This window comes from Ruegeria sp. HKCCD7559, from assembly GCF_013110575.1.
Classification (GTDB): Bacteria; Pseudomonadota; Alphaproteobacteria; order Rhodobacterales; family Rhodobacteraceae; genus Ruegeria.
This window is the reverse complement of the sequence record NZ_WVQU01000003.1, coordinates 248183-272946: the sequence shown is the minus strand read 5'-3', so window position 1 is coordinate 272946 and position 24764 is coordinate 248183. Positions and strand designations below refer to the sequence as shown.

Sequence of the window (24764 nt, the reverse complement as noted above, 5' to 3'; positions counted from 1 at the left end):
ACTCTCCTCATCCAAATCAGCGCATCAGCGCCTTGAGTGCTCCACGCACGCGCTCATCTTCACTCTCAAGAAAGCTTTGCCCCAGCTCATAGGCGCGCTGGATTTCCACCAAACGGGTCACTTGCTGAATCGCGTTCACGTTTGACCCTTCGAGAAAGCGATGCAAAACCACCGGCTCGTCGACCGGCTCGATTGCACCGTCGGTGCGGAAACGAGTGTTTCCTTCGCGTACAAGTTCGTTCGTGTCGGCGACGTTGAAAACGCCCAACTGACCCAGAAGTTGACCATCGACACTCAGCGTTCCGTCGCTGCCGACATCGATTGACGCGGCATCAGGCGGGATGAACACAGGCGCGCCATTGGCATCGAGCACGCGCGCACCATCCATTGAAACCAGATCGCCATCGGCATTGGGAGAAAAACTACCAGCCCGCGTCAGCCGGTTGCCGTTCTCGGTTTCGACCATGAAGAACCCGTCGCCCTCGATGGCAAAATCAAATTGCCCGCCGGTTTGCTTCAGCACACCCTGCTGCGTTGACGAATTTCGCGCCTCGGCCCTGCTCATGGAAAGGGAGGGGCTGTTCGGCATATCTCGAATGTATTCCGAGAACACCAGCCCCTGCTGGCGATAGCCGGTCGTGTTGGCATTTGCGATGTTATTCGCCACCAGGCGCATTTCATTCATCAGCCCGGACTGGCGGGACAGGGTGACATAGGCGGTGTCCATCAGCGACCTCCTGCGATCAATGGAACAAGCGTACCGGTAAAAAACGTAACAAGGGTCTGAGTCATGAACCCCATCGAGATCCAGAACACGACGACGATGGCGATCAGTTTGGGAACAAAGGTCAGTGTCATTTCCTGTATCGACGTCAGGGCCTGAAACAGACCAACGATCAGGCCTGACACCAGAGCAACTGCCAGAATCGGGACCGATGTGATGACGGCGATCCAGAGAGCCTGACGCACGATGTCATAGAAAAGACCTTCGCTCAGCATGGTATCAGACCGGCATCCGAAGGATTTCCTGATAGGCCTCGACCACCTTGTTGCGCACGATCACAGCTGTCTCGACGGCCAGTTCGGTCTGTGCCAGCGCCTGCACCAGCGCGTGCGGGTCGGCCTGCCCCACCATCGAGGTCTGCGACATCTGCTCGCTGTGTTTCAACGTGGACGCAAAGTCCTGAAAACTTGCCTTCAGCCCCTGCACCATGCCCGAGTGATCTGGGTCGGCCTGGGTTGCAGGACGGGCGCCGGCATAATTCTGCGCGGCAGTCAAGGATCGGATGTCCATTCTGGCTGTCCTTTATTTTCTAAGCAGTTCCATCAATGACGACGACATTTGCCGTGTTTGATCGAACATCTTGAGGTTGGCTTCGTAGCTCCGCTGCGCCTCACGCGCGTCGGCTATTTCGATCATCAGATCGACATTCGATCCCAGATAGTGACCACTGGCATCTGCCAACGGGTGACCGGGGTCGAAAATTCGTGTCAAGTCGCGTCGATCAAGCTTTACGCGGCCAGCTTTCACCACGTTCCGACCCTCTTTTTCCATGGTCTCAAACGGCACCGTCTTGCGCCGGTACCCGGGTGTATCCGCATTCGATATGTTTTCGGACACGTGACGCAGACGGGCTGCCTGCGCACGCAGGGCGCTGGCGGATGCAGCAAGTGAGTGGGAAAAATCGCTCATCCCCGGCCTCCTTATCCACGCCCCAGACTGGTGCGAAGGATGTTCATCGAGGATTTGTAGATCGCCAACGCGCGGTCGTGCTGTCGTTTGACATCGACCGATTTCAGCATTTCTTCTTCAAGCGATACGCCGTTGCCATTTGGATCACCCGACGAAGCGGCCTGGTGCTCTGCCCAGGGCTGCGCACCTGTACCGCCGTGCAGATGACCCTGCCGCGTGGCCATCATGGTCACTTCGCGTCCCGAGGTTTCAAGTGCTTTATGGAAGGGCTCGATATCGCGCGGCTGGTAGCCCGGCGTATCCGCATTGGCCATGTTGCGCGCAATCACTGCCTGCCGTTGCCCGGCATGGGTTGCCATTGCGTACGCGGTCTTTAGGACGTTCAAGTCATAGAACATCGGGGCTTCTCCCTCGATCAATTTCAATCAAGGCTTAACCCCGATTCCTTTAGAAACCGTTTTCAGAACCCAATTGGAGAACCCAAGATGTCTGATCTCGACCCGATGCTTCTGAAACATGAATTCGATCGGATGACTTCAATCCGCCACGTGGGCCTGGTCAGCGGCGTCGCGCAAGGGTTGATCGAGATCAGTGGCCTGAACGAACATGCGCGAATCGGGGACTTGCTTACATTGCGGCGGCGCGCAGGGCCCGATCTGGCCGGTGAAGTGCTGCATGTCGGTGCAGACCATATCCACATGATACCGGGTTCCGCCCCTGACGGTGTCAGCCTCGGGGATCGTGTGTACCTTGATCCCTCGCCGGGTTTCGCGCCCGCATTGCACTGGCTTGGACGCGTCATTGATCCGTTTGGCAAACCGCTGGACGGAAAACCTCTGCTGAACGGGCCACAGGATCGCGACATCATGCAAGCCCCGCCGCCTGCGGTGGCGCGCAAGCCATTGGGAAAGCGGATGGCCACCGGACTATCCGTTCTCAACACCATGCTGCCGATTGTGCGCGGTCAACGCGTTGGGTTGTTTGCGGGATCGGGTGTGGGGAAATCAACGCTGCTGTCGACGCTGGCGCGCTTCATGCAGGCTGACGTGGTTGTGGTGGCTCTTGTCGGCGAACGCGGGCGTGAAGTGAACGAATTTGTTGCCCGCGCCATAGGCCCGGAAGCCATGAAGCGCACTATCGTAGTCGCCGCGACGTCCGACCAGTCTGCATTGGCGCGCAGACGGTGCGCGTGGTCGGCCATGTCGGCGGCAGAGTTTCTGCGGGATCTGGGGCTGAACGTCCTGTTTCTGGCCGATTCGGTAACCCGTTTCGCGGAAGCGCACCGTGAAATCGCCGTTGCCATGGGCGAAGCCCCGTCGCTCCGAGGGTATCCGCCCTCTGTCACCCCCCTGATTGCCAATCTGTGTGAACGCGCAGGCCCCGGCACGCAGGAGCAGGGTGATATCACCGCCGTATTCAGTGTCCTGGTTGCGGGCTCCGACATGGATGAACCCATCGCCGACATACTGCGCGGTGTGTTGGACGGGCATATCGTACTCAGCCGCGAGATTGCCGAACGCGGGCGCTTCCCGGCCATTGACCTCAGCAAATCCGTATCCCGCAGCCTTCCAGAAGCCGCGTCCGAGGCCGAGAACCAGATGATCAACGAAACCCGCAAACTTGTTGGCAGCTACGAACAATCCGAAGTCATGATAAAGGCCGGGCTGTATTCAGAAGGATCAGACCCGCTCTTGGATCAGGCCGTGCGCGTTCATGAGGAGTTGGACGCATTTTTCGGCAAACCCGATTCCGAAGGGATTGAAAACAGCTTTAACCGGCTGTCCCTGATTCTGCGCCGTGCTTCGGCCGGCCTGCCGCGTTAGCGAACTCTGAACAGTTTTAAGTGTTAAGGCCACCTTAAGACCTGCGCTGCTATCCCGATAGTCGGGTGATAAAAAGGTGGTGGAGATGGGTGCGCAAACCAATGCGGCGCCAATCATCATCAAGAAGAAGCGTGTATCGGGTGGCGATGGCCATCACGGTGGCGCGTGGAAAGTCGCGTATGCCGACTTTGTGACGGCCATGATGGCCTTCTTCATGTTGATGTGGCTGCTGAACGCAACAACGGAACAGCAACGAAAAGGGTTGGCGGATTATTTCGCGCCAACAATCCCGCTGAGCCCGGAATCCGGCGGCGGAGACGGGGCGTTTGGCGGCGACAGCATGCTGTCTGAAGAAGTGCTGCTGCGGGACGGTCAGGGTGCCACGACCACACACCCTACCGAATCGCATCAGGCCCGTGGCTCGATCGGAGTGAATGCCGAGGGCGGCGGCAAAGGGAACAAGGAAGACTTCACTACGTTGGAGGCGCAACTGTTGGGGCGCACGGGTGAAAGCGAGGTCTCGGACAAGCTGCTCAAGCATATCGTCACACGGGTCACAGATGAAGGATTGGTGGTGGAACTGTTCGACACCGACGATCAGGCATTGTTCGAATCGGGCTCTGACAAACCAACCAGCTTTCTGCGCTCCCTGGCCCTGATCCTCGCCCGAGCCTCGGATATTGTCGTCAATTCGATCGCTGTCGAAGGGCATGTCAGCGCATCTCCGGTCGTACAGGCGCGCAACACAGCCTGGGAGTTGTCCACGGCAAGGGCCCAAAAATTGCGCCAGTTGCTGCAAGACAAGGGCGTTGCGGCACAAAGGATGGATCGTGTTACGGGCCATGCCGACAGAGAACTGTTCGCCGAAAATCCCATGGCTGCGCGGAACAACAGGATCGAAGTGATCTTTCTGCGCCAGCCCTAAATGATAGAGCGTATTTTACATGTTAGCGCGCTGTTAAGGGGCAGCGCGTTACCTGTTGCATCAAAGACGGACGCAACAGAAGGGCGCACCCATGACCATTTCCTCTTCGCTCAATGCCGGTGTGGCGGCGCTGAAAGCCAATGCCAACAGGTTGGCGACGATTTCCGACAACATCGCGAACTCTTCAACCTATGGATATAAACGGGTCGAGACGGATTTTCATTCAATGGTCACGTCGGGCCAGGGTGGCAGCTATTCGGCAGGCGGCGTGCGGACGACAAGCCAGCGCATGATTGATCAACGCGGGCCATTGGTCACAACCAGCAACTCAACCGATCTGGCAGTTCGTGGGCGCGGCATGTTGCCTGTGCGCCCCAGTTCGCAGATCGGGAATAATTCGAACGAGATGCTGCTGACAACAACCGGGTCGTTCCGCACCAACGAAGAAGGGTATTTGGTTACCGAATCCGGCCTCGTTCTTCTGGGGTGGCCCGCGGCATCTGATGGCACTATTCCACCGGTTTCGCGCGACACACCCTCCGCGCTTGTACCCATTCAGCTCAGCGTGAATCAGCTGTCGGGTTCTCCAACCACGGAAATGAAACTGCGTATGAACCTTCCGGCCACGGCAACAGATGCGGGCGCGCCGGGCGACATTCAGCCTTTGTCGGTCAAGTATTTCGACAATCTCGGCAAGTCTGAAAGCGTCGATATCCAGTTGATTCCGACCGTTCCTGCAACCGGCAGCAGCAATGAATGGCGGATGGTATTGCGCGATTCAGCCTCTGGCGGGGCCGTCGTGGGGGAATACAGGCTGACATTCACCGACAACCGAACGGCCGGGGGAACCCTCGCAAGCGTGACACCTATTTCAGGTGGTGCTTATGATCCAGCAACGGGCAGTGTCATGGTCAACGTCGCCGGTGGACCGATGGAGATCAATATCGGCCAGATCGGGGATACCGACGGCATAACCCAGCTATCCGACACCTTTGCGCCGGTTTCAATCACACGCGATGGCTCTGCCGTGGGAACCATGACCAGCGTTCAGGTGGACGAAAACGGCTATGTCTACGCGCGCTATGATACAGGTGTCAACCGCCGCATGTTCCAAATCCCGCTTGCTGACGTTCCCAATCCTAACGGCCTGACCGCGCTGGACAGCCAAACCTACGAGCCGTCACGAGAAAGCGGTACGTTCTTTCTTTGGAATGCCGGCGAAGGCCCGACAGGGGATCTTGTTTCTTTCGCGCGTGAGGAATCCACCACGGATGTGGCGACTGAGCTGACCTCATTGATTCAGACGCAACGTGCTTACTCGTCCAGCGCCACGGTGATCCAGACAGTGGACGAGATGTTGCAGGAAACGACAAACCTGAAACGTTAATCCAGCTCTGACCCAAAGAAAGGAGCGGCCTCATGAACATGTCGACAGCACTCAATAACGCATTGGGCGGGCTGACTGCGGCCAGTCGCGGGGCCGCTGTGGTGTCCGGGAACATCGCGAATGCGCTAACCCCCGGCTATGCGCGCCGGTCCCTGGAACTTGCGACAAGTCCTATATCCGGAAATGGCGTACGCACCGTTGGCGTGATCCGGCATCAGGATCCGGTTTTGACCGCCAACAGACGTTCGTCTGATGCCGAACTCGCCTTTCGGTCGGACGTTTCAGATTTTCACGCGCGGTTCGAACAACTGGTGGGGTCTCCTGATGACGGCCCTTCGCTGTCTACCCGTCTGTCCTCGTTGGAAAACGCCTTTATCACGGCGGCCAGTCTGCCTGACTCGATCGAACGGCTGGATCAGGTTGCGCGCTCGGCCCGCGATCTGACCAACGAGCTGAACGCGGCGTCCGAAGGCGTACGCCAGGCACGCTCGGATGCTGATCGAAAAATTGGCGCCCAGATCGATACCCTGAATCAGACTCTGAAAGATATCGAAGACCTGAACGCCAAGATTCCCGCCATTCAAAACTCTGGCGGTGACATCGGTGCCCTGCTGGATCAGCGGCACGTCCTGATCGACCAAGTCAATACCCTGATCCCGGTCAATGTCGTGCCTCGCGCCAATGATCAGGTATCCCTGTACTCGGAGGGCGGGCTGATCCTGTTGGAAGGCACGGCCTCGGAGTTCACTTTTTCCACGACGGGCGAAACAAAGCCTCATATGACTGTGGCAAATGGTCTGTTGTCCGGTCTGGAGATGAACGGAAACCCGGTACGGACAAGCGGAGATAACGCTCAAATCCGCGGCGGGGCACTGATGGCGCAGTTCACCATCCGCGACGACTTGGCAGTCGAGGCGCAGGTTCAGCTCGATACGGTTGCAAGGGACCTGATTGAACGATTTGAAACGCCCGGTTTGGATTCGTCGGCTCTTGTGACAGATCCTGGTCTGTTCACCGACGATGGCAACCGATTTGATCCTGCATCTGTTGTCGGACTTGCATCACGGATCTCACTCAATTCAACCGTGGACCCTGACAATGGCGGGGACAGTTGGAAACTGCGCGCGGGTCTGGGCGCCGCAACTCCGGGTGACCCTGGGCAGGCTGCTCAATTGCGCGCGTTCGGGCACATATTGAACGACGCACGTCCGGTACCTGGCGGGCTGTTCGGCACGGGAAACATGCGAGCTGCCGAGTTGACCGAGGCCCTGTTGTCGAAAGCGGGCGCACACGCCCATGCCGCAGATCAACGCAAGACTTTTGCAAACAGCTTCCAGCAGCAAATGGCGCAGATCGAGGCCGCGCAGGGCGTGGATACCGATCAGGAACTACAGCGGCTCATGCAGGTCGAACAGACTTATGCCGCAAACGCTCGTGTCATCTCGGTTGTTGACGAGCTTATGGAAACTCTTCTGAGGTTGTGACCATGAATATCACTTCTATCGGCGATTTGGCGCGAGGAATGACCTTACGAACCCGCGCAACAGATATCAAAACCCAGATCGAAACCCTGTCTTATGAAATGTCCACCGGGCGGGTACAGGACGTCTCGGGGCGGCTTGGCGGGGATTATTCGCAAATTCTGGATCTCGACCGCAGCCTCGCCAGACTCGACGCCTTTGGCATCGCAACGTCCGAAGCGGCCCTGTTCACCGATACCATGCAACTGAGCCTGAAAACCTTCGGAGATTCGGTCGGAGACATGACCGCGTCTTTGCTGGCTTACGGAACCGCCAATCAGCCCGTCAATCATGAACAAGCGTCCCAACAGGCGAAGAATGAGCTGGACACGATGATCTCGGCACTGAACACGCGCGTAGGAGGGCGCAGCCTGTTTTCCGGTACCGCCACCGATGTGTCGCCCCTGCAATCTTCGAACGAGCTTTTGACGGCGCTGAAATCGCAGTTGACGGGGCTTGCGACGGTCGCTGATATCAGGCTGGCGGCAGAAAACTGGTTCAATGACCCAGCCGGTTTCGACGCCGTGATTTATCAGGGGTCAAACGGCACCCTGTCTCCGATGCAGATTTCGGAAAACGAAAGCGTCACGCTGCCGATCACGGCAACGGACCCGGCGTTCAAGGCCGCACTCAAGGATGTCGCCGTTGCGGCGCTGGCCACCGACAGCGCATTGGCACTTTCGCCCGATCAACGCACCGCTTTGTTCACGCAGTTAGGGGTCGATCTGGCCAACTCACAGGATGCCACCGTCAAGCTCCGGGCAAAGGTCGGGGCGGCCGAAGCCCGCATCGAAGAGGCGGCAACACGCAATTCCTCGACCCGAACCAGCCTGGAATTCAGCCGGAACGAACTGATCGCGGCCGATCCTTATGAGACGGCAGCGAAACTGCAAACGGTGCAATTTCAGTTGGAAAGCCTGTATTCCGTAACCGTTCGCAATGCGAACCTGTCGCTGGTGAACTTTCTGAGATGAGGGCGCTGATATTTCTCCTGCTTCTCCTTCCCGGCATGGCTTGGGCAGGGACAATCCGTCTCAAGGACCTCGTGGATTTTGACGGTGTACGGGGCAACGATCTGGTGGGTTACGGCCTGGTGGTCGGCTTGAACGGAACTGGCGATGGGTTACGCAACGCGCCTTTCACCGAAGAAATCATGTCCAATATCCTCGAACGCCTTGGCGTCAACGTCACAGGTGAGGATTTCCGGCCCAAAAACGTGGCAGCGGTATTGGTCACGGCCAGCCTGCCGCCCTTTGCACGGGTGGGTGGTCAAATCGATGTAACGGTTTCAGCCATAGGCGATTCAAGCAACCTGTTGGGTGGAACATTGATCATGACCCCGCTTAACGCAGCCGATGGCCAAATTTATGCGGTCGCGCAGGGCACAATCCTTGCAGGTGGCGTTTCGGCTCAAGGAGAGGCAGCCTCGGTCGTGCGTGGGGTGCCAACTTCGGGCGTGATCCCATCCGGTGCCAGGGTCGAGCGTGAAATTGACTTCGACTTGTCAACTCTCACTCAGATGCGCCTTGCACTCAGAGAGCCCGATTTCACAACAGCCGCGCGCATCGAAACCGCGATAAACACCGAGTTCAACAGAACCGTGGCAATCATGCGAGATTCCGGCACGGTTGAGATCAACGTCGCGGCGACGCAGGCGGTTTCGACAGCCCACGCCATAGGGCGTATCGAAAACATTCTGGTCGAACCTGAATCGAAAGCGCGCGTTGTTGTTGATCAGCGCTCTGGCACCATTGTCATGGGGCAGGAGGTCCGAATTTCGCGTGTTGCGGTGTCTCAAGGCAACCTGACTCTGACGGTTCAGGAAGCACCGATTGCGGTGCAGCCCAACCCGTTCGCCAGAGGTGAAACAGTGGTCGTGCCACGTACAATCGCAGGGATCGAGGAAGAAGAGGGAACCGGCCTCGCCGAAATCCCCGAAGCCACCACCCTGTCCGAGGTTGTGGCAGGTCTGAACGCGCTTGGGATCTCGCCTCAGGACATGATCGACATTCTGAAAACGATCAAGGCAGCAGGCGCGCTGCATGCGGAATTCATCGTCAGGTGAAGGGCGCCGCCAGTTGGATGGGCGTGCTGCTGGCACGCCCGCCAAAGCTTGTATCTATTTCGATTTCCAGCTGTCCAGCCAGCGCCGAAATCTGTTGTGTCGCTCTTCTATGGCGTCACCCGCCGCATAAAGGCCGTCTTCCACGTTTTCGATCATCGGATCAATCCGTGCTTGCCGGAACCTGCGCCAACGCACCCACATCGCCCAGACGAACGCCGCAAAGATCGTCAGGAAGATGATATTGAACCAGGGAATGATCCGAACATCCGGCCCTTCAACGTCTTTGATGAAAATGGCGTTGGGAAAGATCGACATGAATTCGTTGCGCCACCCGTAATGGGTTACGACCACCCATTTCGGGTTTTCCTTGGTGGATTTCGCATCATTGGCCTCGGTGTACAGGTTCGCAGTGTCGAACTTGAAATACGGGGGCCATCCCCAGCCGGTATCCTCATTTCGGTACACGATGGGTTTTCCGTTGGCCCGCACTGCCTGAATGAACTGCACATCCCGGTTGGACAGGCTGGTGGATTGATCTTCCGGCTCTGACCAGAAGATCCGGGTCCAGTCGTTCAGATCCTGCCGTTCTTCATAGGTGTTGACGATGCGCACAATGTCATGCTGGGGCAGAGAATATTGCAGGATCACGGCAATCGTACCCCAGAAAATGATAATGAACGCCCATTTCACATAGGCCATGCCTAAACCCTCACATGTAATTCACGATGTAGATCAGCGCGCCAATCGCCACCCACGGCACAATATAGACACCCAGGATCAGTTTACGCCGAAACGAGTTGTCATACACATGCAATCCGCGTTCGACAAAGGCTTCTTTGTTGCCGGTCTTGCCCTTTTCGTCCCACCAGTTCTCCAGTTTGCGCCGGCGTATGCCGCGCGAATAGAAAGACAGCCCGACATAGGCAATCGTCTGGATCACCAGCAAGATCAGCAAAAGGCGCAATAATCCAATCATTTCAACCTTTCCTCACCGAACCCCACGGACCAACCCGGGCAATTATGTCATCGCTGACCCGATCGTCGCCGCTCATATCCGGCTCATGTCCGAACAGGGCGGCGCGGGCGCCTTGCTTGTCCACCTGATATTCGCGCGCAAGGAAGTCGGCCACATAGGCCTTCTTGCTCTCGGGCCAGCCCGAATATGTTCGGTAGAACAATTCTTTGTGGCAGATGAACATCTGGCGCGGGTCCAGCGGGGCCAATTCGGACAACAGCATGTTCACCAGATCACGGTTCGGTGTATCGGTCGCCCGCAAGGTGTAGAAGTAGGCCGGGTGATCCGAGGTGATGCGCGGCCAAGGTCCGCCATCCTTTGCCCAGCGCAGCAATTGCGCAAGGCCGTGATAGGCTTCGGGCAGGCGGTCGGCATGGTTGCGCGCCAACCGGCGCATATCGCTGCGATCCAGACCCGCCATATCCACGCCCGCATCCGCAGCAGCAGAAACCGTCAGAAAATCCATCTTCTGTTGCAGGATCGCGCTCGAGTTCACGCCCCGCGCTTCGATGATCGTTTCGACAAGGTTGTTCAGCCCAAGGAATTTGGCGATCTGATTACGTTGCGCCTTTTGAAAGACGTGTTTCAGCGGAAGATCGTCTGGTACGTCTTCCATACAAATTGCGGCCGGGTGATCCAGATCCGGGAACAGATAAAGCCCACCGAAATGCGCTGTCCAGAAGTTGCGCTGCTCGAACGCGGTATGGCGCAAGCGGACGGGGTTTCGGGTCACGTCACCGGTTTCCCTGGCCGTTTCGATCATCTTGGCGATCAGCACATCGTCGAACCAGGCGTCCTCTTCGGTTTTGAACCGCTCGACCATGCCCGCCAGTTGTTCGGCCTTGCGCAGGGTGCCGCCTGCGGTGTCAGCCTCAATCTCAATCTTGCGCAGGTTCAGAAGATCGCGCGGCGTGCTGAGTTTGATGACCGAGTTCACCAATTCTCCGGCCACCGCATCGGTGGCGGTCAGGGCAAACAACTGCGCTTCGTTCATCTCGATGAATTCCCGCAGGATATCGCGCGAGGTCGAGAATTTGACGTTCAGCAGCGGCGCGCGTTTCTGCTCGGTCGTCAGCAGGATGAACTGCCGGTTGACCCCGTTGGGATTGAGGTAGAGCTCATCCTCCAGCTCAATCCCCACCTCCGGCGAATAGCCCGAGATATCCACATGAAAATCCGTCAGCGCCGTGGTCTTGCCCGCCAGATGCTGCAACGCGCGATTATACCGCTCGACCAGAGCCGGGCTGGAGATATGGACGAGGTTGCCGAACATCAGGCCTTTTTTGATGAGGCGGATCATTGGCCTCCTTTCTGTTGAGCGCTCTTTTCCTCAACGTTCCACAAAAATTCTTCCTGCTGAGCCAACTGGGATGATTGTCGTTCTGAGCATATTTCGCCATTGCCAGAATTACGGCTGCTGATTGACACTGCTGCTAGGCAAAACAGGATACCCAACACCAATATTGCCCAAAGGATAGCCGATCCGACAATGATGCCGCCAACCACTATGAACATTGCCGCGGTCCACATGTCCAAAAAGTGGCTCAAGCTTTCCGCGCCACCTGCCAAAATAGTTGAGACCACGACAGGTGCGAGTGGAACTACTGTGAAAAACAACGCCATAGTCATCATCAACGCACGAAACCTAATGAAGCCAGCTCTGTTCGAAGCTGTCTTTCCTGCACGCCAGCCGACAAGACCGGAAGTCACCATACTGAAAACAAAAAAGACAACGATTACGAAGTTACTGCTCACACCTTCCCCTCCAGATACCGCCGCTTGGCCTCGCTGACTACAATCAGGATCAAGACAACCGAAGATAGGCAAAAACTAAGAAGAAACGAAGCCCAACCCGTTGCTGCGTAAGTTGTTCGATCATTGCTGAGAAGCCGATGGCCAAGGCCAAGATCGAACAACATTCCGATCAGAGAAAGACACAGGATCGAAACTGCCAGCGCCGTAATCCATGCTACAATCGAACGCGGGATGAATGGCAGGCGGACAATTTTTTGAGCAATCAAAAAGCACGCAGACAAACTCAGACTGGCTGGAAGTGCGAAGATCACAAAGTTAGCAATCAAGACCCCTTCCCCTCCAGATACCGCCGCTTGGCCTCTTCCATCCGGCCCATCTCACGCACCGCGTTTTCGATGGCGACCTCGTCGCTCTTGTCGGCATAGCGGAACTCGCTGTCGGCGTAGCGGTTGATCTCTTGGATCACCATCTCGACCGTGATCGGTTGGCGCAGGTCCTCGATCATCGCTTTCTTGGTGTCGTAGTCGCGGAACAGGAACAGGTCGGGGTTTTCCATCCATTCGTCAGGCAGTTCGAAATCCATCGCGCGGACCTTGACCGCGTCGGTGATGTTCTTGATCGCGCGACCGGTGAAACGCTCATCCGCCTGTTGGATCGCCTTGAGGTAGGTGCCCAGCTTAGCAATCGTGTCCATCTGGCCGATATCGCCGGAGACCCGGTCATAGACCTGCAACAAAGCATCCTCATGCGGGCGCGAGTGGCTTTCAAAACTGGCGGCGACGGCCTTCTTGATCTCCTGCGCGGCATAGGCTTCGTGCTCGCCCAGCGGGATGTCGTGGTTGCGGCCCATCAGCAGGTGCAGGATGTCGATGTAATCCTCTCGCGTTTGCGGCCCGTCCACCAGAAACCGCGCGCCTGCCCGCTGGCGTAGGGCGTCGTCCACATTCTCGGGGTAGTTCGAGAACATGCCAAAGGTGCAGTTGCCGCGCACGACGGTGTTGGCACCGGCAAAGCTCTCCATCAGCACGGCGGTGATTTCCAGCTGCCCGGCTGACGATTGCCGGTCGCCGCGTTTGCCTGCCAGCTGGTCGATATCGTCGATAGTGCCAAAGCCGATGACCGAGGGGTCGATGATCGTGTTGATAAAGGCCTTGGCGTTCTGACCGGATTTCCCCTGATAGCTGTCGATATTGTCGGTACTCAGGTTCTGATAGCGGAACGGATAGCCCGCGTTCTGGCAATAATCGTTGATCAGCCCGGCCATCATCTGGATCAGGGTGGTCTTGCCGGTACCCGGCTTGCCGTCGCCCATGAAGGTAAAGATGAACCCGCCCAGTTCCGCGAACGGGTTCAGGCGGCGGTCGAAATCATAGGCCATCACCATCTTGGCCAGCTTCATCGCCTGATACTTGGCGATATGGTTGCCCACCACCTCGTTCGGTTTCTTGAACGTCATGGTGAGCGTTGTGGATTTGGCTTTTGAGGCCGGCTCAAACCCCCGGATCGTCAGATCATCCGCCTCGATATGCCAGGCAGCATTATGGAACTGGGCCAGATGGCCTGCGGACCCTGCGCGCAGGGCGGACTTTTCCATCAGTTGTTCGGCATAAGCGCTGGTTGCCGCGATCAGATGGGCGTCGTCGGGGGCGTGTTTGGCCAGCACCTGATCCAGCTCCCACAGCGCGCCATGCAGGGCAAGCTGGCCATTGTCGGTCAGGACCTCTTCGATCTCACCGAGATCAACCGTGGTTTCGCCCAGATGCGAGGACATCAGGTAAGCCAGCGCATTGCCGAACACGTGCGACGTAATCAGGGCCTCAGCCGTCAGCAATTCCGAGAATTCCGTCTTGCGGGCGGCGGGCAGATCCCCGGCCAGATTGGCCCGTTTCAGATCCGCCAGCGGGGTCTGTTCCGCATAGGCCTCGGCCACGGCCAGAGCGATGGCAATGGCGCGTCGGATCGCCTGCTGCGTGGTTGCTTGCGGCGGAGAGACCAGCGTATCGCCATCATCTGCGGCCTCAATCCGGTCGACCAGATGTACGCCATCTGCCCGCGCCACCCGGCGCGTGACCAGCCCGGGCGTGGTGGACCGAAACCGCCGCCCCGTTGACACGCCGGGCGACCGTTCAACCGCAGCTTCAACCGGTTTGGCAATCCGTGGCGCGTGCTCGAACCCGTTCAGCAAGGCGGTCGCTGCCGGATAGTGCTTGCGAATATCCGCCTCGCGCAATTCCATCTGATCTGACGTCAAATTCATTTTCTTCCTCGCAATGCCGGGCTGAAGCCCGGCCTACTTTTGTCGCGTAGGGCGGGCTTTAGCCCGCCACCCGCTTTAATACCGCAACACCTGCCCCGACTTGCTGACCACGAATTTGCGCACATCGGCAAAGCCTGGCGGGTTGCGCTCGGCCAGCACCTGAAACGGCCGCTGTGGCAGGATGATCGACCGCTGGGTGCGCGTAGCCCCGGTTTCGGCCCCCTGCCCGCCGAACGGGTCCAGCGCAAAAACCTCGCGCTCGACGGTTGAAAACCAACCGGCGCGTTCTTCGATCACCTCTTCGCTTTCCAGCTCCTCGGTGGTCCAGGCCAGCGCCCAATCCTGACCTTCGGGCGCCTGTGCGTCCTCCAACACCTGCCGCAGGGGGCCGGATTGCTCGGTATAGGCCGAGGAATACATCGGGCCCACATGGATGCGGCGCAAATGTTTGGGATGGAGGTCGTCGAAATCCTGATCGAAGCCTTTGGCAATGGTCACCAGTTTCAGACCGCCTAAGCTTTGCGCCATCAGATGCGCCTGCACCTCGGGCCAGCGGCGTTGGTCCTTGGGCAGGGCAGTTTTGCCGCTGTCCTCCAACTGCATCAGGTAAATGACCGGCAGGTTGATCTGGCTGTCATAGACCGCCCAATGGATCAGGAACTTGCGCCGCTCGCCCTCATTCCCGATCCAGTGACATTCGGGATCGTTGCGGGCCCAGAACAGCTGACCTTTCAGCAATTCCTCGTAATAGAGCCTTTGGGACAGCGCGAATTGCAGCTTGGTGGGAATCTCCCGGTCGCCAATAATTGTCCGCACCATGTCGGTTTTCAGGTCGTCTTCCGAGGGCATATTCGCCAGATGAACCTGCGCCTGCTGCGCGTCATTGGCCATGGTCAACAACTCGGCCGCCACCGGAAACCCGCTGTCGCGCTTGTCCATGGCGAGGCTGCCAAAGAACCGCCCCGTATCGCGCCCGACCAGCAGGTATTTCATGGACAGCGCGCGGAAGGTGTAGAGCAGCCCCGAAAGGTAGCGCGACACGATCCGCACCTCTTGCTTTGAGATCGCGCCCTCAGCCTCCATCGTCGCGGCCACGCGCAGGAGGTGGACGGTGATCACCTCGAATTTGCGGAAATAGCGGCGCGAGGCGAAGGTGTCGGTCAGGCCGACATGGTCTTGGGTAGGACTAGTCATATTCCTTTGAGAATGCCCATAATTGCTTTTCCGAATGCTCGAAAAGTTCCTCGGCAAAGTGACCTGGCGACGGAATCACACGTTTCGGCTTCGCTTTGGCAATTGAGTAAGTCTAAGGCACAGACCGCTATCAAAGCAGCGAAAACCAGACCTAACAATCCAAAGACAAGCAGTCCCTTACGATCCGCCATACAAATTCTTATCATGCTTCTCGACAATCGAGGCAAACCGGCGGGCAAAGCGTTCATCCGCCTTGGCTTTTTTCTCCAGCACGTCGCGGGCAAAGACCATGTGGTCCTCATGCGCCTCAAGCATGTCAGCCATTTTCTGGTTGGTCGCGGTGCCGATGGCGGCCATGGCCGTCTGCGCCTCTTGGTCGGTCTGCACGCCGATCTCGTTAATACGGTGGGCCACGTCCTGCTGCTGCGCGGTTTTTAGTGATTTGGTCAGGGCGTCATACAGCACCACGCGCTGCTGCGTGTCTGTCTGCAGCTTGTTGATCAGCACCATCTGCGTCGCCGCCTGGTTCTGGAGTGAATCGACCCAAGTCTTGCCCTTTTCGATATAGCGCTCCAGCGTTTGTGATTTGGCCAGCTTGACCTGCTCTTCCTGAACCTTGGCGTTGTATTGCTTGTTCAGCTCTGCCAATTCAGTCTCTAACTGGGTCCGCGCGGCGGCGTCCTGTTCGACGCTGATCTTGTTTTCCAGCGTGATGATCGTCGGATCCATACCCTGAATCTCGGCGCGCAGCGCCTCGAGTTCCGCCACAGTCGCCTCGCGATCGTCCAGCGTGACGGTCAGGTTGTCCTCGACCTTGACGCGCTGTTCCTCCAGCACGGCCAACTGCCCTTGCAGCAGTTTGACGATCACGTCGGATTTGGCGATCAGGTCTTGCAACTTGTCGTCGATATTGGCGGTGCGCATCCGCTCCTGCCGCATCGACTCGGATTTACCTTTCGAGAAGATGCCGACAAACGACTCCCACCCGGTTTTCGAGCGCATCTCGTCAAAATCCTTGGAAAACGCGCTGGTGACGTCGTCCAGCCCCATGATCAGCTCGGCGATATTGGCATTCATCACCTCGGTATGGGCATGCACATCTTCGAGCGTGGCGTTTTCGATGTCGATATCGGCCTCGGCAGTGCCGATCTTGGCGCGGGCCGCTTCAATGCGCGAGGTCAGCCCTTCGATCTGAGACTGGCTTTCGCGCACTTTGGCTTGAGTCTCTTCTATCAACGCTTCGAATTGCTGGTTCGACATCGCTTCTATCCCTTTTTTCTTCTATTACCCAATAAGATAGGAAATGTTACACTGATTTACATCCCCTGGGTCTCAAAATTCACCCAGACTTTGGCAAACTCCTTGGCAAAAAGAAAGGCGAGACCGGACAATGAAACGCGCAGATTTCGGGTGACTCGATTAAATTAACTTGTTAAGTAATTTTTTGATCAAATCTGGATTGATTCCACATCCAGAGTGGCCATAGACAATTGAGACATCACCTGTTTGGGTGCGCACAACCCAATTCACGCCGGAGGCTTATCATGCTGGACGCAACGACCGATCTGAAGTCAATCCTGAAGAACCCCGAATTGCTTGTAACCAAAGCCTATATCGGCGGTCAGTGGGTGGACGGTGACAATGGCACGTTCAAAGTCACAAACCCCGCTCGGGGCGATGTGGTCGCCGAGGTGGCAGACGTCAGCCGCGCTCAGGTCGCCGGAGCAATCGCACAGGCCGAAGCCGCGCAGAAAGAATGGGCCAAGCTGACCGGCAAGGAACGTGCAGCCATCCTGCGGCGCTGGTTCGATCTGATGATGGAAAACGCCGAGGATCTGGGCAAGATCCTGACCGCTGAACAAGGCAAACCCCTGGCCGAAGCCATCGGCGAGATCGGCTATGGCGCGTCTTTCATCGAGTTCTTCGGCGAAGAGGCCAAGCGCGTCTATGGCGAGACTATTCCCGGCCATCAGCGCGACAAGCGGATCATGGTGATGAAGCAGCCGATCGGCGTTGCGGCCTCGATCACGCCCTGGAATTTCCCCAACGCGATGATCACCCGCAAGGCAGGCCCGGCTTTGGCCGCCGGCTGCGCCTTTGTGGCGCGTCCGGCCACTGAAACGCCCCTGTCGGCGCTGGTACTGGCGCTGCTGGCGGAACAGGCCGGCGTACCCGCGGGCGTGTTCAACGTGGTGCCCTCGTCACAGGCCAGTGAGATTGGCAAGGAGTTCTGCGAGAACCCCGGAGTGCGCAAGCTGACCTTTACCGGATCGACCGAAGTGGGCCGCATTCTGCTGCGGCAGGCGGCTGATCAGGTCATGAAGTGTTCGATGGAGCTGGGCGGCAACGCGCCGTTCATCGTGTTCGACGATGCCGATCTGGATGCCGCCGTCGAAGGCGCGATGCTGTGCAAGTTCCGCAACAACGGTCAGACCTGCGTCTGCGCGAACAGAATCTATGTGCAGGCCGGTGTCTATGACGCGTTCGCGGCCAAACTGAAAGCGGCAGTGGAAGCGCTGAAAATCGGCGACGGTTTGACCGAAGGCACCACCACCGGCCCGCTGATCAATGCCGACGCGGTCGCCAAAGTCGAAGAACATATCAAGGACGTGACCGACAAGGGCGGCGCGGTTCTGACAGGCGGCCTGCCCCATGATCTGGGCGGCACGTTCTTCCAGCCAACCATCGTGACCGGCGTGACTCAGGACATGCTGGTGGCGCAGGACGAAACCTTCGGCCCGCTGGCCCCGCTGTTCAAGTTCGAGGACGAAGACGACGTGATCGCCATGGCCAATGACACGATTTTTGGTCTGGCCTCGTATTTCTATGCCAAGGACCTGAGCCGCGTCTACAAGGTGGCCGAAGCGCTGGAATACGGTATCGTCGGCGTGAACACCGGCATCATCTCGACCGAGCTGGGCCCGTTCGGCGGCGTCAAGCAATCCGGTCTGGGCCGCGAAGGCAGCCATCACGGCATGGAAGACTATCTGGAGATGAAATACGTCTGCATGTCGGTCTGATCCAATACGGTCTCTGTCCCATTGCGGTGGGCAGAGACCCCGCGTCCGGAAACGCAATCGCGTCGTCTTTTGACTGTTCATGGCGGCGGCCCAGTCGACGCTGACACGGCTATTCTGCGGATTTGTCGCGGATTTGTTCGATTGCACGGGTCGCGAACTTTCCCTGCAACGAACCGTCCACCATGGCCTCCAGCGCGGGCAATGCAGAGGACGCCGCGCCACCTATTTTCCCCAATGCAATGGCTGCCTCTTTGCGGACAAACACCGACGGGCTTTCAAGAAGCGCGATCAATTCCGGCACCGCTGGCTCTGCCTCGGGACCAAACAGGGCCAGCGATTGAGCTGCCGTCCTCTGATCTTTGGCATCCCCCCGTGACAGATCCGCCCTCAGGCTTGCTATGGTTTTTTCCGGAGGCAACGCCGCCAGACGCAGCCCGTCGTTCAGCCGGGCGTTCAAATGCTGGTTCTCACCGACCCAGCGAATGATGAAAAAGTAATTCTGAACAGCGTCCTGTATGACACCGGCATGCTTGCCCTTTTGCCATCGGTCGATGATGGCCCTGCCCGCACGGCGATCTCCATTCAGGGCCAGAACCGAGGCTGCAAATGGCATCAGCTCGGTTGCCTGCGGATTTCTGTTCAACTCTTTCTCGATCACATCTGCCGCGCCCGTCAGGTCATTCAATGCGTAAAGAGCCGCCGCTTCGAACAGCGCGTAGTGGCTGGGATAATTGGGATCCAGCCGGGTCGCAGCCTGTACAAAGGCCAATCCTTCCTCGGGCTCACCGGCTGCAATCAGCGCCCATCCCATCGTCAGATGCGCCTCGGGGTCGCTGGGTTGCAGCGCGATGGCTTTCGCTGCTTCTCGTCTGGCTTCTTCCGTCCCCCGACCTACCCGTAGGTTACTGTCCCAATCCGGAAGGTTGAGACTGACAATAGCCCGGATAACGTGCACCAGGGCGGTATCCTGCTCCATCACATCCCGGTAATATCTGTAAAACAGGCCGATATGCATTTGCGCGCCTGACTCTGCAAACCCATTCCAATGATGAAAGATGTGCGGCCGCAAATGCGCCAGGGCAAGCGTCGCCCAGGCACGCCCATAATCCGGGTCCAGTTCCACGGCCTTTTCAAAATGGGGAATTGCCGCAAGGTTGTCCTGTTCGTTGAACTGCGAATACAACTCCCACCCGCGTTGGAAGGCTTCGCGTGCCGCAATGGTCTGGGTTTCCACGCTTTCGATGGCTTGCCGGCTTTGAGGGTCGAGCGGAAGATCCAGCTCCTGCGCAATTGCGAGAACAATGGTTTTCTGCACTTCAAAGACGTCATCAATCGCGCCATCAAACCTGTCCGCCCAGATCAATCGCCCGCTCAATGTGTCGGTCAGTCGAATGTTGATCCGGAAATCTTCATCCGCACGTCGCACGCTGCCGTCAACGACGTAGCGAACCCCAAGTTCTTCGGCGAAACGTGCGATATCTATGTTTCTGTCGCGGTATGCGAAGGATGAATTCCCGGCGATGACGAACAATCCGGATATTCGGGACAGGTCCGTGATCAAATCCTCAGAGATACCGTTGATCAGCATCTCCTTGGATGCGTCATCGGTGTAATTCGCAATCGGCAACACGGCGATGGAAGGCAGATCCGGTAAAGGGTAAACCATCTGCGCCTCTGAGGCGCGCAATTGGCCCGTCTTCCACGGTTTCGTCAGAAAAAGCCCAACAGCTGCCAACATCACCAGCAGAGCCGCCAGTGGCAGCCAGCGGGATGTCCTCTGCGTGCGGCTTTTTCGCGGGGAAGGCAAAATTTCCGCTTCTACGCGGAAGGCCTGAACCAGGTCTGCGATGTTCTTGACGTTCTGTGGCCCGATCGGGGCAAAACCATAGGGCACTTTGTTGCGCGCATAATCGACGATGGATTGTGAAACAATGATACCACCGGGATCTGCCAGTGCCTCAAGCCGCGCGGCAACGTTCACCCCGTCGCCAAGGATGTCATCCCCGTTCGAAACCACATCGCCGACATTCAGGCCAACCCGAAACGCGATGGCGTTATCTTGATCGGTGCCCGCGTTTCTCTTTGCAAGGTCGGCCTGAATTTCCACGGCGGCGTGAACCGCATCGACGGCGCTGCGAAATTCGATCACAAAGCTGTCTCCCGCAGTGTTCGCGATGCGCCCTGAATGCCGGGCGATCGCCGGCTCTATCACTTCGCTGCGGATCAGGCGAAGCTTTGCGATGGTACCTTCTTCGTCCAGACCAACCAATCTTGAGTAGCCGGCGATGTCGGCTGCCAGGATAGCTGCTAGTCGACGTTTTGGTCGGCTTTCCATAATGCCCAAGACTATCAGGCGGATAATTTGCTGGGAACCAGTTTTCGAGCACACCAAAAACACAACGCCCCGCATCTGGAGGAACGCGGGGCGTGTGTTGCGGCAGTCCGGGAGGAGTGAACTGCCGCGGGATATTCAGAAGCCTCAGTTCACGGCTTTGGCGTCCATCACATCCTTCTCGATGGCTTTGGCCGAGGTGATCTCGATCCGGCGCGGTTTCAGGGCCTCTGGAACCTCGCGCTTCAGTTCGATGTTCAGCATACCGTTTTCGTGGCTAGCACCGGTGACGCGGACATGATCCGCCAGGGCAAACCGACGCTCGAACGCGCGGGTGGCGATGCCACGGTGCAGATAGGTGCGCTCTTTGTCTTCGGCGGCTTTTTTACCTGCCACGACAAGTGAATTTTCTTTCACTTCAACGGTCAGGTCGTTTTCCGAAAAACCGGCAACGGCCACCGAAATCCGGTAGGTGTCGACATCAGTTTTTTCGATGTTGTAGGGTGGATAGCTGGGCTGGGCCCCATCATTGGTCAGAACGCGATCCATCATGTCGGCAATCTGGTCAAAGCCAATGGTGGCGCGGTGCAGCGGTGCAAAATCAAACGTACGCATGTGTCATATCCTCATTCTTGAGCGATTTGCGATAAGCGCCCTCCGACTGGACGGGCGATTTCAGGTACCGGACCCCGTTGTGGCGGTCCGATACACATCACATGGGTAGCGATTTCGCCGAGTTCAACCCCCGCCAGAACTGATGAATTTCGCACCAGATCCTGACTTACCGGACCCGACCTGCAATCGGCGGATCGAAGCCTTGGGCTGAGGTGCATCGCGCCGCATGATGGCCTTGAGCTCGGCGACGATCCCGTCAAGCTCCATGCCAAACCCCACCTTTCTACGGCCGTTCGTGCCTGCCGCCGATACCACGGACAGGATCTGCCAGCGCGCACCGTTTTTCGCCAGAATTGCAGACCCGGAAGACCCGAAAGTAATGTCGCAATCAAAGGTGATCAGACCCTGCCTGCGGTCGATGATACGGCACGACCGTTCTCGGGTGATCGCCTCGGACCGTCCCCGCCCATACGAGGCAATGCTGATCTCGTTGCCCGGAACATGGCCGCTGTGCAGCGCAAAAGGGTCGGCGACCGAATACGGAATAGGCTCATTCAGCCGCATCAGGGCCACGTCCAACTGGACGCCTTCGTGCGACAGCGGGTTCTGCGCCCCATAGCTGGGATGAAGGGCGATTTGCGTGACCTGACGTTCGGCCAAAGCGTTGCCGTTGCTGAGGCCTGCACGAAACGTGATGTCTTCGGGCACATATGTCTTCCCGGTTCGACGATCCACCGCACAATGGGCTGCGGTCAGTACCATGTCCTGCGCGATCAACGTGCCGGTGCAATACGAGGCATCGCGGACATCCAGTCGACCGATAGCCTCCCAACCATAAAGGTCATCCCGGTCGGTCAGCTTGCGCTTGTTGGATTGCGCTTGCGGCGCTGTTGCCAAGACGCTCAGGCCCAATAACAAGCTCCAAAAGACTCTCATCATGGTCGAATGAACCTTGCGCCTATGTTCTTGTTCGTTCCCGATCCGGACGAGGAAAGCCCAAATCCCCGCCCCGCAGAAAGTTCGTCACGCAGCAATTGCAGCGAATGCTCAACCGCGGTTCCAATTGCAACACTCTGGCCGTCCATACTGGCCTTGGCCGCAACCACCGATACGATCTGAGGGCGCGCGCCCGAGAAAGAAAAAACGGGTGCCCCCGAAGACCCGAAATCAACATCGCAGGACATGACCATAACCCCGGCCTGCCGGTTCATGACCGAGCAGACCTGTTGCAGCGACGGAGCTTCTGACCGGTCATGCGCATAAGACACAACGCCCACTTCAGCGCCACGTTTGGGCTGATCGCCCGACTCAAATGGAATGACGGCGGTATTACGGATCGGCTGCCACAGCTCGATCAAAGCCACGTCCGCGCTTACCCGGTCGGCCGTAGAATCGACGCCATATTGGTAGTCCGGATGGATCACAGCCTGGCGCGCGGTCCGATAGGCCAACGCACGCCCCAAACGCCACCCAGCCAGAAACTCGATATCCGCAGGGTTGATCCGTTGTCCTGATCTTTTGTCGAACAGGCAATGCGCCGCTGTCAGTACAAGCGTCGGCGACACCAGCGTTCCGGTGCAAAACCCTGCGCCGGCGATATCCAACCGCCCGACAGCCATCCACTCGCGCCCGGAATCCGACGTATCCAGGCTTTCCAGCCTGGTGTCCTGCGCCGTGGCCGCCAATGGCAAGACACAGAGCACGATCGCCTTGATCCAGTTACGCACGCGGTTCTCCGAGACTCACTTTGAAGCTTTTGTCCTACGTGCCGCGTTGGGCGAAAATAGGGCGGTCATGCACCAAAGGTATTTCCCTGGAAAATGATGCGCGCTGGCATCAGCATGATTTACCGCAAGACGGGAACCGGATCCGCTGTTCTCTGCAAGGCCGGTGGCTTTGGCCCGCCCGTCGCCCAGTCCAGCAACTCTACCGTGTGAACGATCGGCAGTTGCGTACCAGAACCGATTTGCATCATGCACCCGATATTGCCGGCAGCAATGATATCGGGCTGTTTCGCCTCAAGTGTTCTGACTTTTCGCTGTTTCAACTGGCCTGATATTTCCGGCTGCATCAGGTTGTACGTTCCTGCGCTGCCGCAGCACAAATGACTGTCGGCGGGTTCGACAACCGTGAAACCCGCGTGTTTCAGCAAGTCTTTGGGATAGGATTTGATCTTCTGCCCATGCTGCAATGAACAGGCTGCATGATAGGCGACGGTCAGGTTTTTGTTTTCCCCCGCCGACAGGTCTAGCTGGATCAGAAGTTCACTGACATCCATGGCGATTGCAGACACACGCGCCGCATCTTCGGCAAGCGGGTCATTGCGAAACATATGCCCATAGTCTTTCACGGTTGTGCCACAGCCAGAGGTGTTGATGACGATGGCGTCCAACCCATCACCGTCCATTTCCCGTTTCCAGGCTCTAATATTGGCGGTTGCCGCCATATGACTGTCTTGCACTTTGCCCATGTGATGGGTCAAAGCTCCGCAACACCCGGCACCGTCAGCGATCACGACCTCGCACCCCAACCGTGTCAGCAGGCGGATCGTGGCGTCATTGATATCGGTGTTCAGCGCCTTTTGTGCGCAGCCCGTCATCAGCGCCACCCGCATTTTTCGTTCACCGCCGGGCGCAAAACTCTGCGGATCATCGTTGCGGCTGACAGACGGGATATGCTTGGGCGCCATCTCCAACATCGCGCGCAGCCGGGCATCAGGCATCAGGAACCGGAAAGGACGGCCCAGCCTGGCCCCGATCAGGGCCCAACGGAACCGCATCGGATAAGGCAGGATCTGCGCCAAAACCCAGCGCAACACGCGATCCGTCAGCGGGCGCTTGTAGTTGGCCTCGATATATTCGCGCGCATGATCGACCAGATGCATATAATGCACACCTGACGGGCAGGTGGTCATGCAGGCCAGACAGGACAGGCAGCGGTCGATGTGCTTGACCGTCTTTTCGTCGGGCACGCGCTCGTTTTCCAGCATGTCCTTGATCAGGTAGATGCGCCCACGCGGACTGTCCAGCTCGTCTCCCAGCACCTGATATGTCGGGCACGTGGCCGTGCAAAATCCGCAATGGACGCAGTTTCGCAGAATCTCGTTCGAGCGCTGGATGGCCGGGTCTTGCAATTGCTCATCAGTGAATGTTGTCTGCATCGC

General features: G+C 57.8%; 25 protein-coding genes. 7 read left to right on the top strand and 18 right to left on the bottom strand.

Annotation, left to right across the window (positions count from 1 at the left end; genetic code table 11):
• Positions 1-16 precede the first annotated feature (16 nt).
• From GS605_RS11840 to GS605_RS11820, 5 genes are read right to left on the bottom strand one after another with little or no spacing between them, the layout of a single operon-like run.
• The gene (locus GS605_RS11840; protein ID WP_171635644.1) at positions 17-727 is read right to left on the bottom strand and encodes a flagellar hook-basal body complex protein; all 711 of its coding nucleotides are present in this window, start codon (positions 725-727) and stop codon (positions 17-19) included.
• On the bottom strand, positions 727-999 hold the full coding sequence (locus tag GS605_RS11835; protein WP_152459750.1) for a flagellar biosynthetic protein FliQ: 273 nt from the start codon (positions 997-999) through the stop codon (positions 727-729). Before GS605_RS11835 ends, GS605_RS11840 begins: the two co-directional genes overlap by 1 nt.
• Before the next feature lie 4 nt (positions 1000-1003).
• Positions 1004-1294, bottom strand: coding sequence for a flagellar hook-basal body complex protein FliE (gene fliE / locus GS605_RS11830; protein WP_171724115.1), 291 nt, complete (start codon positions 1292-1294; stop codon positions 1004-1006).
• 12 nt (positions 1295-1306) lie between these two features.
• Positions 1307-1693, bottom strand: a complete 387-nt coding sequence (gene flgC / locus GS605_RS11825; RefSeq protein ID WP_171724114.1) for a flagellar basal body rod protein FlgC — start codon at positions 1691-1693, stop codon at positions 1307-1309.
• Between the two features lie 11 nt (positions 1694-1704).
• Positions 1705-2091: a FlgB family protein gene (locus GS605_RS11820; protein ID WP_171724113.1), complete on the bottom strand. Its 387-nt coding sequence runs from the start codon at positions 2089-2091 to the stop codon at positions 1705-1707.
• Between the two features lie 105 nt (positions 2092-2196).
• Here GS605_RS11820 and GS605_RS11815 point away from each other — a divergent pair, with 105 nt between their 5' ends.
• From GS605_RS11815 to GS605_RS11790, 6 genes are all read left to right on the top strand, one after another.
• Positions 2197-3516 carry a FliI/YscN family ATPase gene (locus tag GS605_RS11815; protein ID WP_253283295.1) on the top strand — a complete coding sequence of 440 codons (1320 nt, stop codon included), beginning with the start codon at positions 2197-2199 and terminating at the stop codon, positions 3514-3516.
• A gap of 85 nt (positions 3517-3601) precedes the next feature.
• Positions 3602-4441: a flagellar motor protein MotB gene (locus GS605_RS11810; RefSeq protein ID WP_171724111.1), complete on the top strand. Its 840-nt coding sequence runs from the start codon at positions 3602-3604 to the stop codon at positions 4439-4441.
• Between the two features lie 91 nt (positions 4442-4532).
• Entirely contained in the window at positions 4533-5828 is a 1296-nt protein-coding gene (locus tag GS605_RS11805) for a flagellar hook protein FlgE (RefSeq protein ID WP_171635632.1), read from the top strand.
• Between the two features lie 32 nt (positions 5829-5860).
• Complete coding sequence (flgK, locus tag GS605_RS11800; protein ID WP_171724110.1) at positions 5861-7312, top strand: flagellar hook-associated protein FlgK; 1452 nt, start codon at positions 5861-5863, stop codon at positions 7310-7312.
• A gap of 2 nt (positions 7313-7314) precedes the next feature.
• Positions 7315-8322, top strand: coding sequence for a flagellin (locus tag GS605_RS11795; protein ID WP_171724109.1), 1008 nt, complete (start codon positions 7315-7317; stop codon positions 8320-8322).
• A complete protein-coding gene (locus GS605_RS11790) occupies positions 8319-9413 on the top strand; it encodes a flagellar basal body P-ring protein FlgI (protein ID WP_171724108.1) in 1095 nt (364 codons plus the stop codon). The genes GS605_RS11795 and GS605_RS11790 overlap by 4 nt, the downstream gene beginning before the upstream one ends.
• Before the next feature lie 54 nt (positions 9414-9467).
• Here the strand turns inward: GS605_RS11790 and GS605_RS11785 are convergent, their stop codons facing one another.
• The 8 genes from GS605_RS11785 to GS605_RS11750 all read right to left on the bottom strand — a co-directional run bounded on the left by GS605_RS11785 (position 9468) and on the right by GS605_RS11750 (position 16894).
• Entirely contained in the window at positions 9468-10112 is a 645-nt protein-coding gene (locus GS605_RS11785; RefSeq protein ID WP_171635623.1) for a DUF1523 family protein, read from the bottom strand.
• Between the two features lie 10 nt (positions 10113-10122).
• Positions 10123-10389, bottom strand: a complete 267-nt coding sequence (locus tag GS605_RS11780; protein WP_171120117.1) for a hypothetical protein — start codon at positions 10387-10389, stop codon at positions 10123-10125.
• Between the two features lies 1 nt (position 10390).
• The gene (locus GS605_RS11775) at positions 10391-11728 is read right to left on the bottom strand and encodes a DUF6638 family protein (RefSeq protein WP_171724107.1); all 1338 of its coding nucleotides are present in this window, start codon (positions 11726-11728) and stop codon (positions 10391-10393) included.
• Positions 11725-12183 (bottom strand): hypothetical protein, encoded by a 459-nt coding sequence (locus tag GS605_RS11770; RefSeq protein ID WP_171724106.1) that lies wholly within the window; start codon positions 12181-12183, stop codon positions 11725-11727. Before GS605_RS11770 ends, GS605_RS11775 begins: the two co-directional genes overlap by 4 nt.
• On the bottom strand, positions 12180-12509 hold the full coding sequence (locus GS605_RS11765) for a hypothetical protein (protein WP_171724105.1): 330 nt from the start codon (positions 12507-12509) through the stop codon (positions 12180-12182). Before GS605_RS11765 ends, GS605_RS11770 begins: the two co-directional genes overlap by 4 nt.
• Positions 12506-14440: an ATP-binding protein gene (locus tag GS605_RS11760; RefSeq protein WP_171724104.1), complete on the bottom strand. Its 1935-nt coding sequence runs from the start codon at positions 14438-14440 to the stop codon at positions 12506-12508. Before GS605_RS11760 ends, GS605_RS11765 begins: the two co-directional genes overlap by 4 nt.
• A gap of 75 nt (positions 14441-14515) precedes the next feature.
• Positions 14516-15634, bottom strand: a complete 1119-nt coding sequence (locus GS605_RS11755; protein WP_171724103.1) for a hypothetical protein — start codon at positions 15632-15634, stop codon at positions 14516-14518.
• A gap of 177 nt (positions 15635-15811) precedes the next feature.
• The gene (locus GS605_RS11750) at positions 15812-16894 is read right to left on the bottom strand and encodes a hypothetical protein (RefSeq protein ID WP_171724102.1); all 1083 of its coding nucleotides are present in this window, start codon (positions 16892-16894) and stop codon (positions 15812-15814) included.
• A 284-nt stretch (positions 16895-17178) separates the two neighbouring features.
• Between GS605_RS11750 and GS605_RS11745 the strand changes: the two genes are divergently transcribed.
• The gene (locus tag GS605_RS11745; protein ID WP_171635609.1) at positions 17179-18654 is read left to right on the top strand and encodes an NAD-dependent succinate-semialdehyde dehydrogenase; all 1476 of its coding nucleotides are present in this window, start codon (positions 17179-17181) and stop codon (positions 18652-18654) included.
• A gap of 109 nt (positions 18655-18763) precedes the next feature.
• Here GS605_RS11745 and GS605_RS11740 read toward each other — a convergent pair whose 3' ends face one another.
• The 5 genes from GS605_RS11740 to glcF form a co-directional block, all read right to left on the bottom strand.
• Entirely contained in the window at positions 18764-20989 is a 2226-nt protein-coding gene (locus GS605_RS11740; protein ID WP_171724101.1) for a tetratricopeptide repeat protein, read from the bottom strand.
• Between the two features lie 144 nt (positions 20990-21133).
• Entirely contained in the window at positions 21134-21601 is a 468-nt protein-coding gene (locus tag GS605_RS11735; RefSeq protein ID WP_171635607.1) for an Hsp20 family protein, read from the bottom strand.
• Positions 21602-21724: 123 nt separating this feature from the next.
• Positions 21725-22540 carry a serine protease gene (locus GS605_RS11730; protein WP_171724100.1) on the bottom strand — a complete coding sequence of 272 codons (816 nt, stop codon included), beginning with the start codon at positions 22538-22540 and terminating at the stop codon, positions 21725-21727.
• Positions 22537-23328, bottom strand: a complete 792-nt coding sequence (locus tag GS605_RS11725) for a trypsin-like peptidase domain-containing protein (protein ID WP_171635605.1) — start codon at positions 23326-23328, stop codon at positions 22537-22539. The genes GS605_RS11730 and GS605_RS11725 overlap by 4 nt, the downstream gene beginning before the upstream one ends.
• 119 nt (positions 23329-23447) lie before the next feature.
• Positions 23448-24761: a glycolate oxidase subunit GlcF gene (gene glcF / locus GS605_RS11720; RefSeq protein WP_171724099.1), complete on the bottom strand. Its 1314-nt coding sequence runs from the start codon at positions 24759-24761 to the stop codon at positions 23448-23450.
• Between the last annotated feature and the right edge of the window lie 3 nt (positions 24762-24764).

Coding starts and splice junctions, on each gene's coding strand:
- GS605_RS11780 (WP_171120117.1), bottom strand. CDS start 10,389: ATGATTGGATTATTGCGCCTTTTGCTGATCTTGCTGGTGATCCAGACG.
- GS605_RS11760 (WP_171724104.1), bottom strand. CDS start 14,440: ATGAATTTGACGTCAGATCAGATGGAATTGCGCGAGGCGGATATTCGC.
- GS605_RS11745 (WP_171635609.1), top strand. CDS start 17,179: ATGCTGGACGCAACGACCGATCTGAAGTCAATCCTGAAGAACCCCGAA.
- GS605_RS11785 (WP_171635623.1), bottom strand. CDS start 10,112: ATGGCCTATGTGAAATGGGCGTTCATTATCATTTTCTGGGGTACGATT.
- flgK (WP_171724110.1), top strand. CDS start 5,861: ATGAACATGTCGACAGCACTCAATAACGCATTGGGCGGGCTGACTGCG.
- flgC (WP_171724114.1), bottom strand. CDS start 1,693: ATGAGCGATTTTTCCCACTCACTTGCTGCATCCGCCAGCGCCCTGCGT.
- GS605_RS11810 (WP_171724111.1), top strand. CDS start 3,602: ATGGGTGCGCAAACCAATGCGGCGCCAATCATCATCAAGAAGAAGCGT.
- GS605_RS11820 (WP_171724113.1), bottom strand. CDS start 2,091: ATGTTCTATGACTTGAACGTCCTAAAGACCGCGTACGCAATGGCAACC.
- GS605_RS11755 (WP_171724103.1), bottom strand. CDS start 15,634: ATGACTAGTCCTACCCAAGACCATGTCGGCCTGACCGACACCTTCGCC.
- GS605_RS11805 (WP_171635632.1), top strand. CDS start 4,533: ATGACCATTTCCTCTTCGCTCAATGCCGGTGTGGCGGCGCTGAAAGCC.
- GS605_RS11835 (WP_152459750.1), bottom strand. CDS start 999: ATGCTGAGCGAAGGTCTTTTCTATGACATCGTGCGTCAGGCTCTCTGG.
- GS605_RS11795 (WP_171724109.1), top strand. CDS start 7,315: ATGAATATCACTTCTATCGGCGATTTGGCGCGAGGAATGACCTTACGA.
- GS605_RS11815 (WP_253283295.1), top strand. CDS start 2,197: ATGCTTCTGAAACATGAATTCGATCGGATGACTTCAATCCGCCACGTG.
- GS605_RS11740 (WP_171724101.1), bottom strand. CDS start 20,989: ATGGAAAGCCGACCAAAACGTCGACTAGCAGCTATCCTGGCAGCCGAC.
- GS605_RS11790 (WP_171724108.1), top strand. CDS start 8,319: ATGAGGGCGCTGATATTTCTCCTGCTTCTCCTTCCCGGCATGGCTTGG.
- fliE (WP_171724115.1), bottom strand. CDS start 1,294: ATGGACATCCGATCCTTGACTGCCGCGCAGAATTATGCCGGCGCCCGT.
- GS605_RS11840 (WP_171635644.1), bottom strand. CDS start 727: ATGGACACCGCCTATGTCACCCTGTCCCGCCAGTCCGGGCTGATGAAT.
- GS605_RS11750 (WP_171724102.1), bottom strand. CDS start 16,894: ATGTCGAACCAGCAATTCGAAGCGTTGATAGAAGAGACTCAAGCCAAA.
- GS605_RS11730 (WP_171724100.1), bottom strand. CDS start 22,540: ATGATGAGAGTCTTTTGGAGCTTGTTATTGGGCCTGAGCGTCTTGGCA.
- GS605_RS11735 (WP_171635607.1), bottom strand. CDS start 21,601: ATGCGTACGTTTGATTTTGCACCGCTGCACCGCGCCACCATTGGCTTT.
- GS605_RS11775 (WP_171724107.1), bottom strand. CDS start 11,728: ATGATCCGCCTCATCAAAAAAGGCCTGATGTTCGGCAACCTCGTCCAT.
- glcF (WP_171724099.1), bottom strand. CDS start 24,761: ATGCAGACAACATTCACTGATGAGCAATTGCAAGACCCGGCCATCCAG.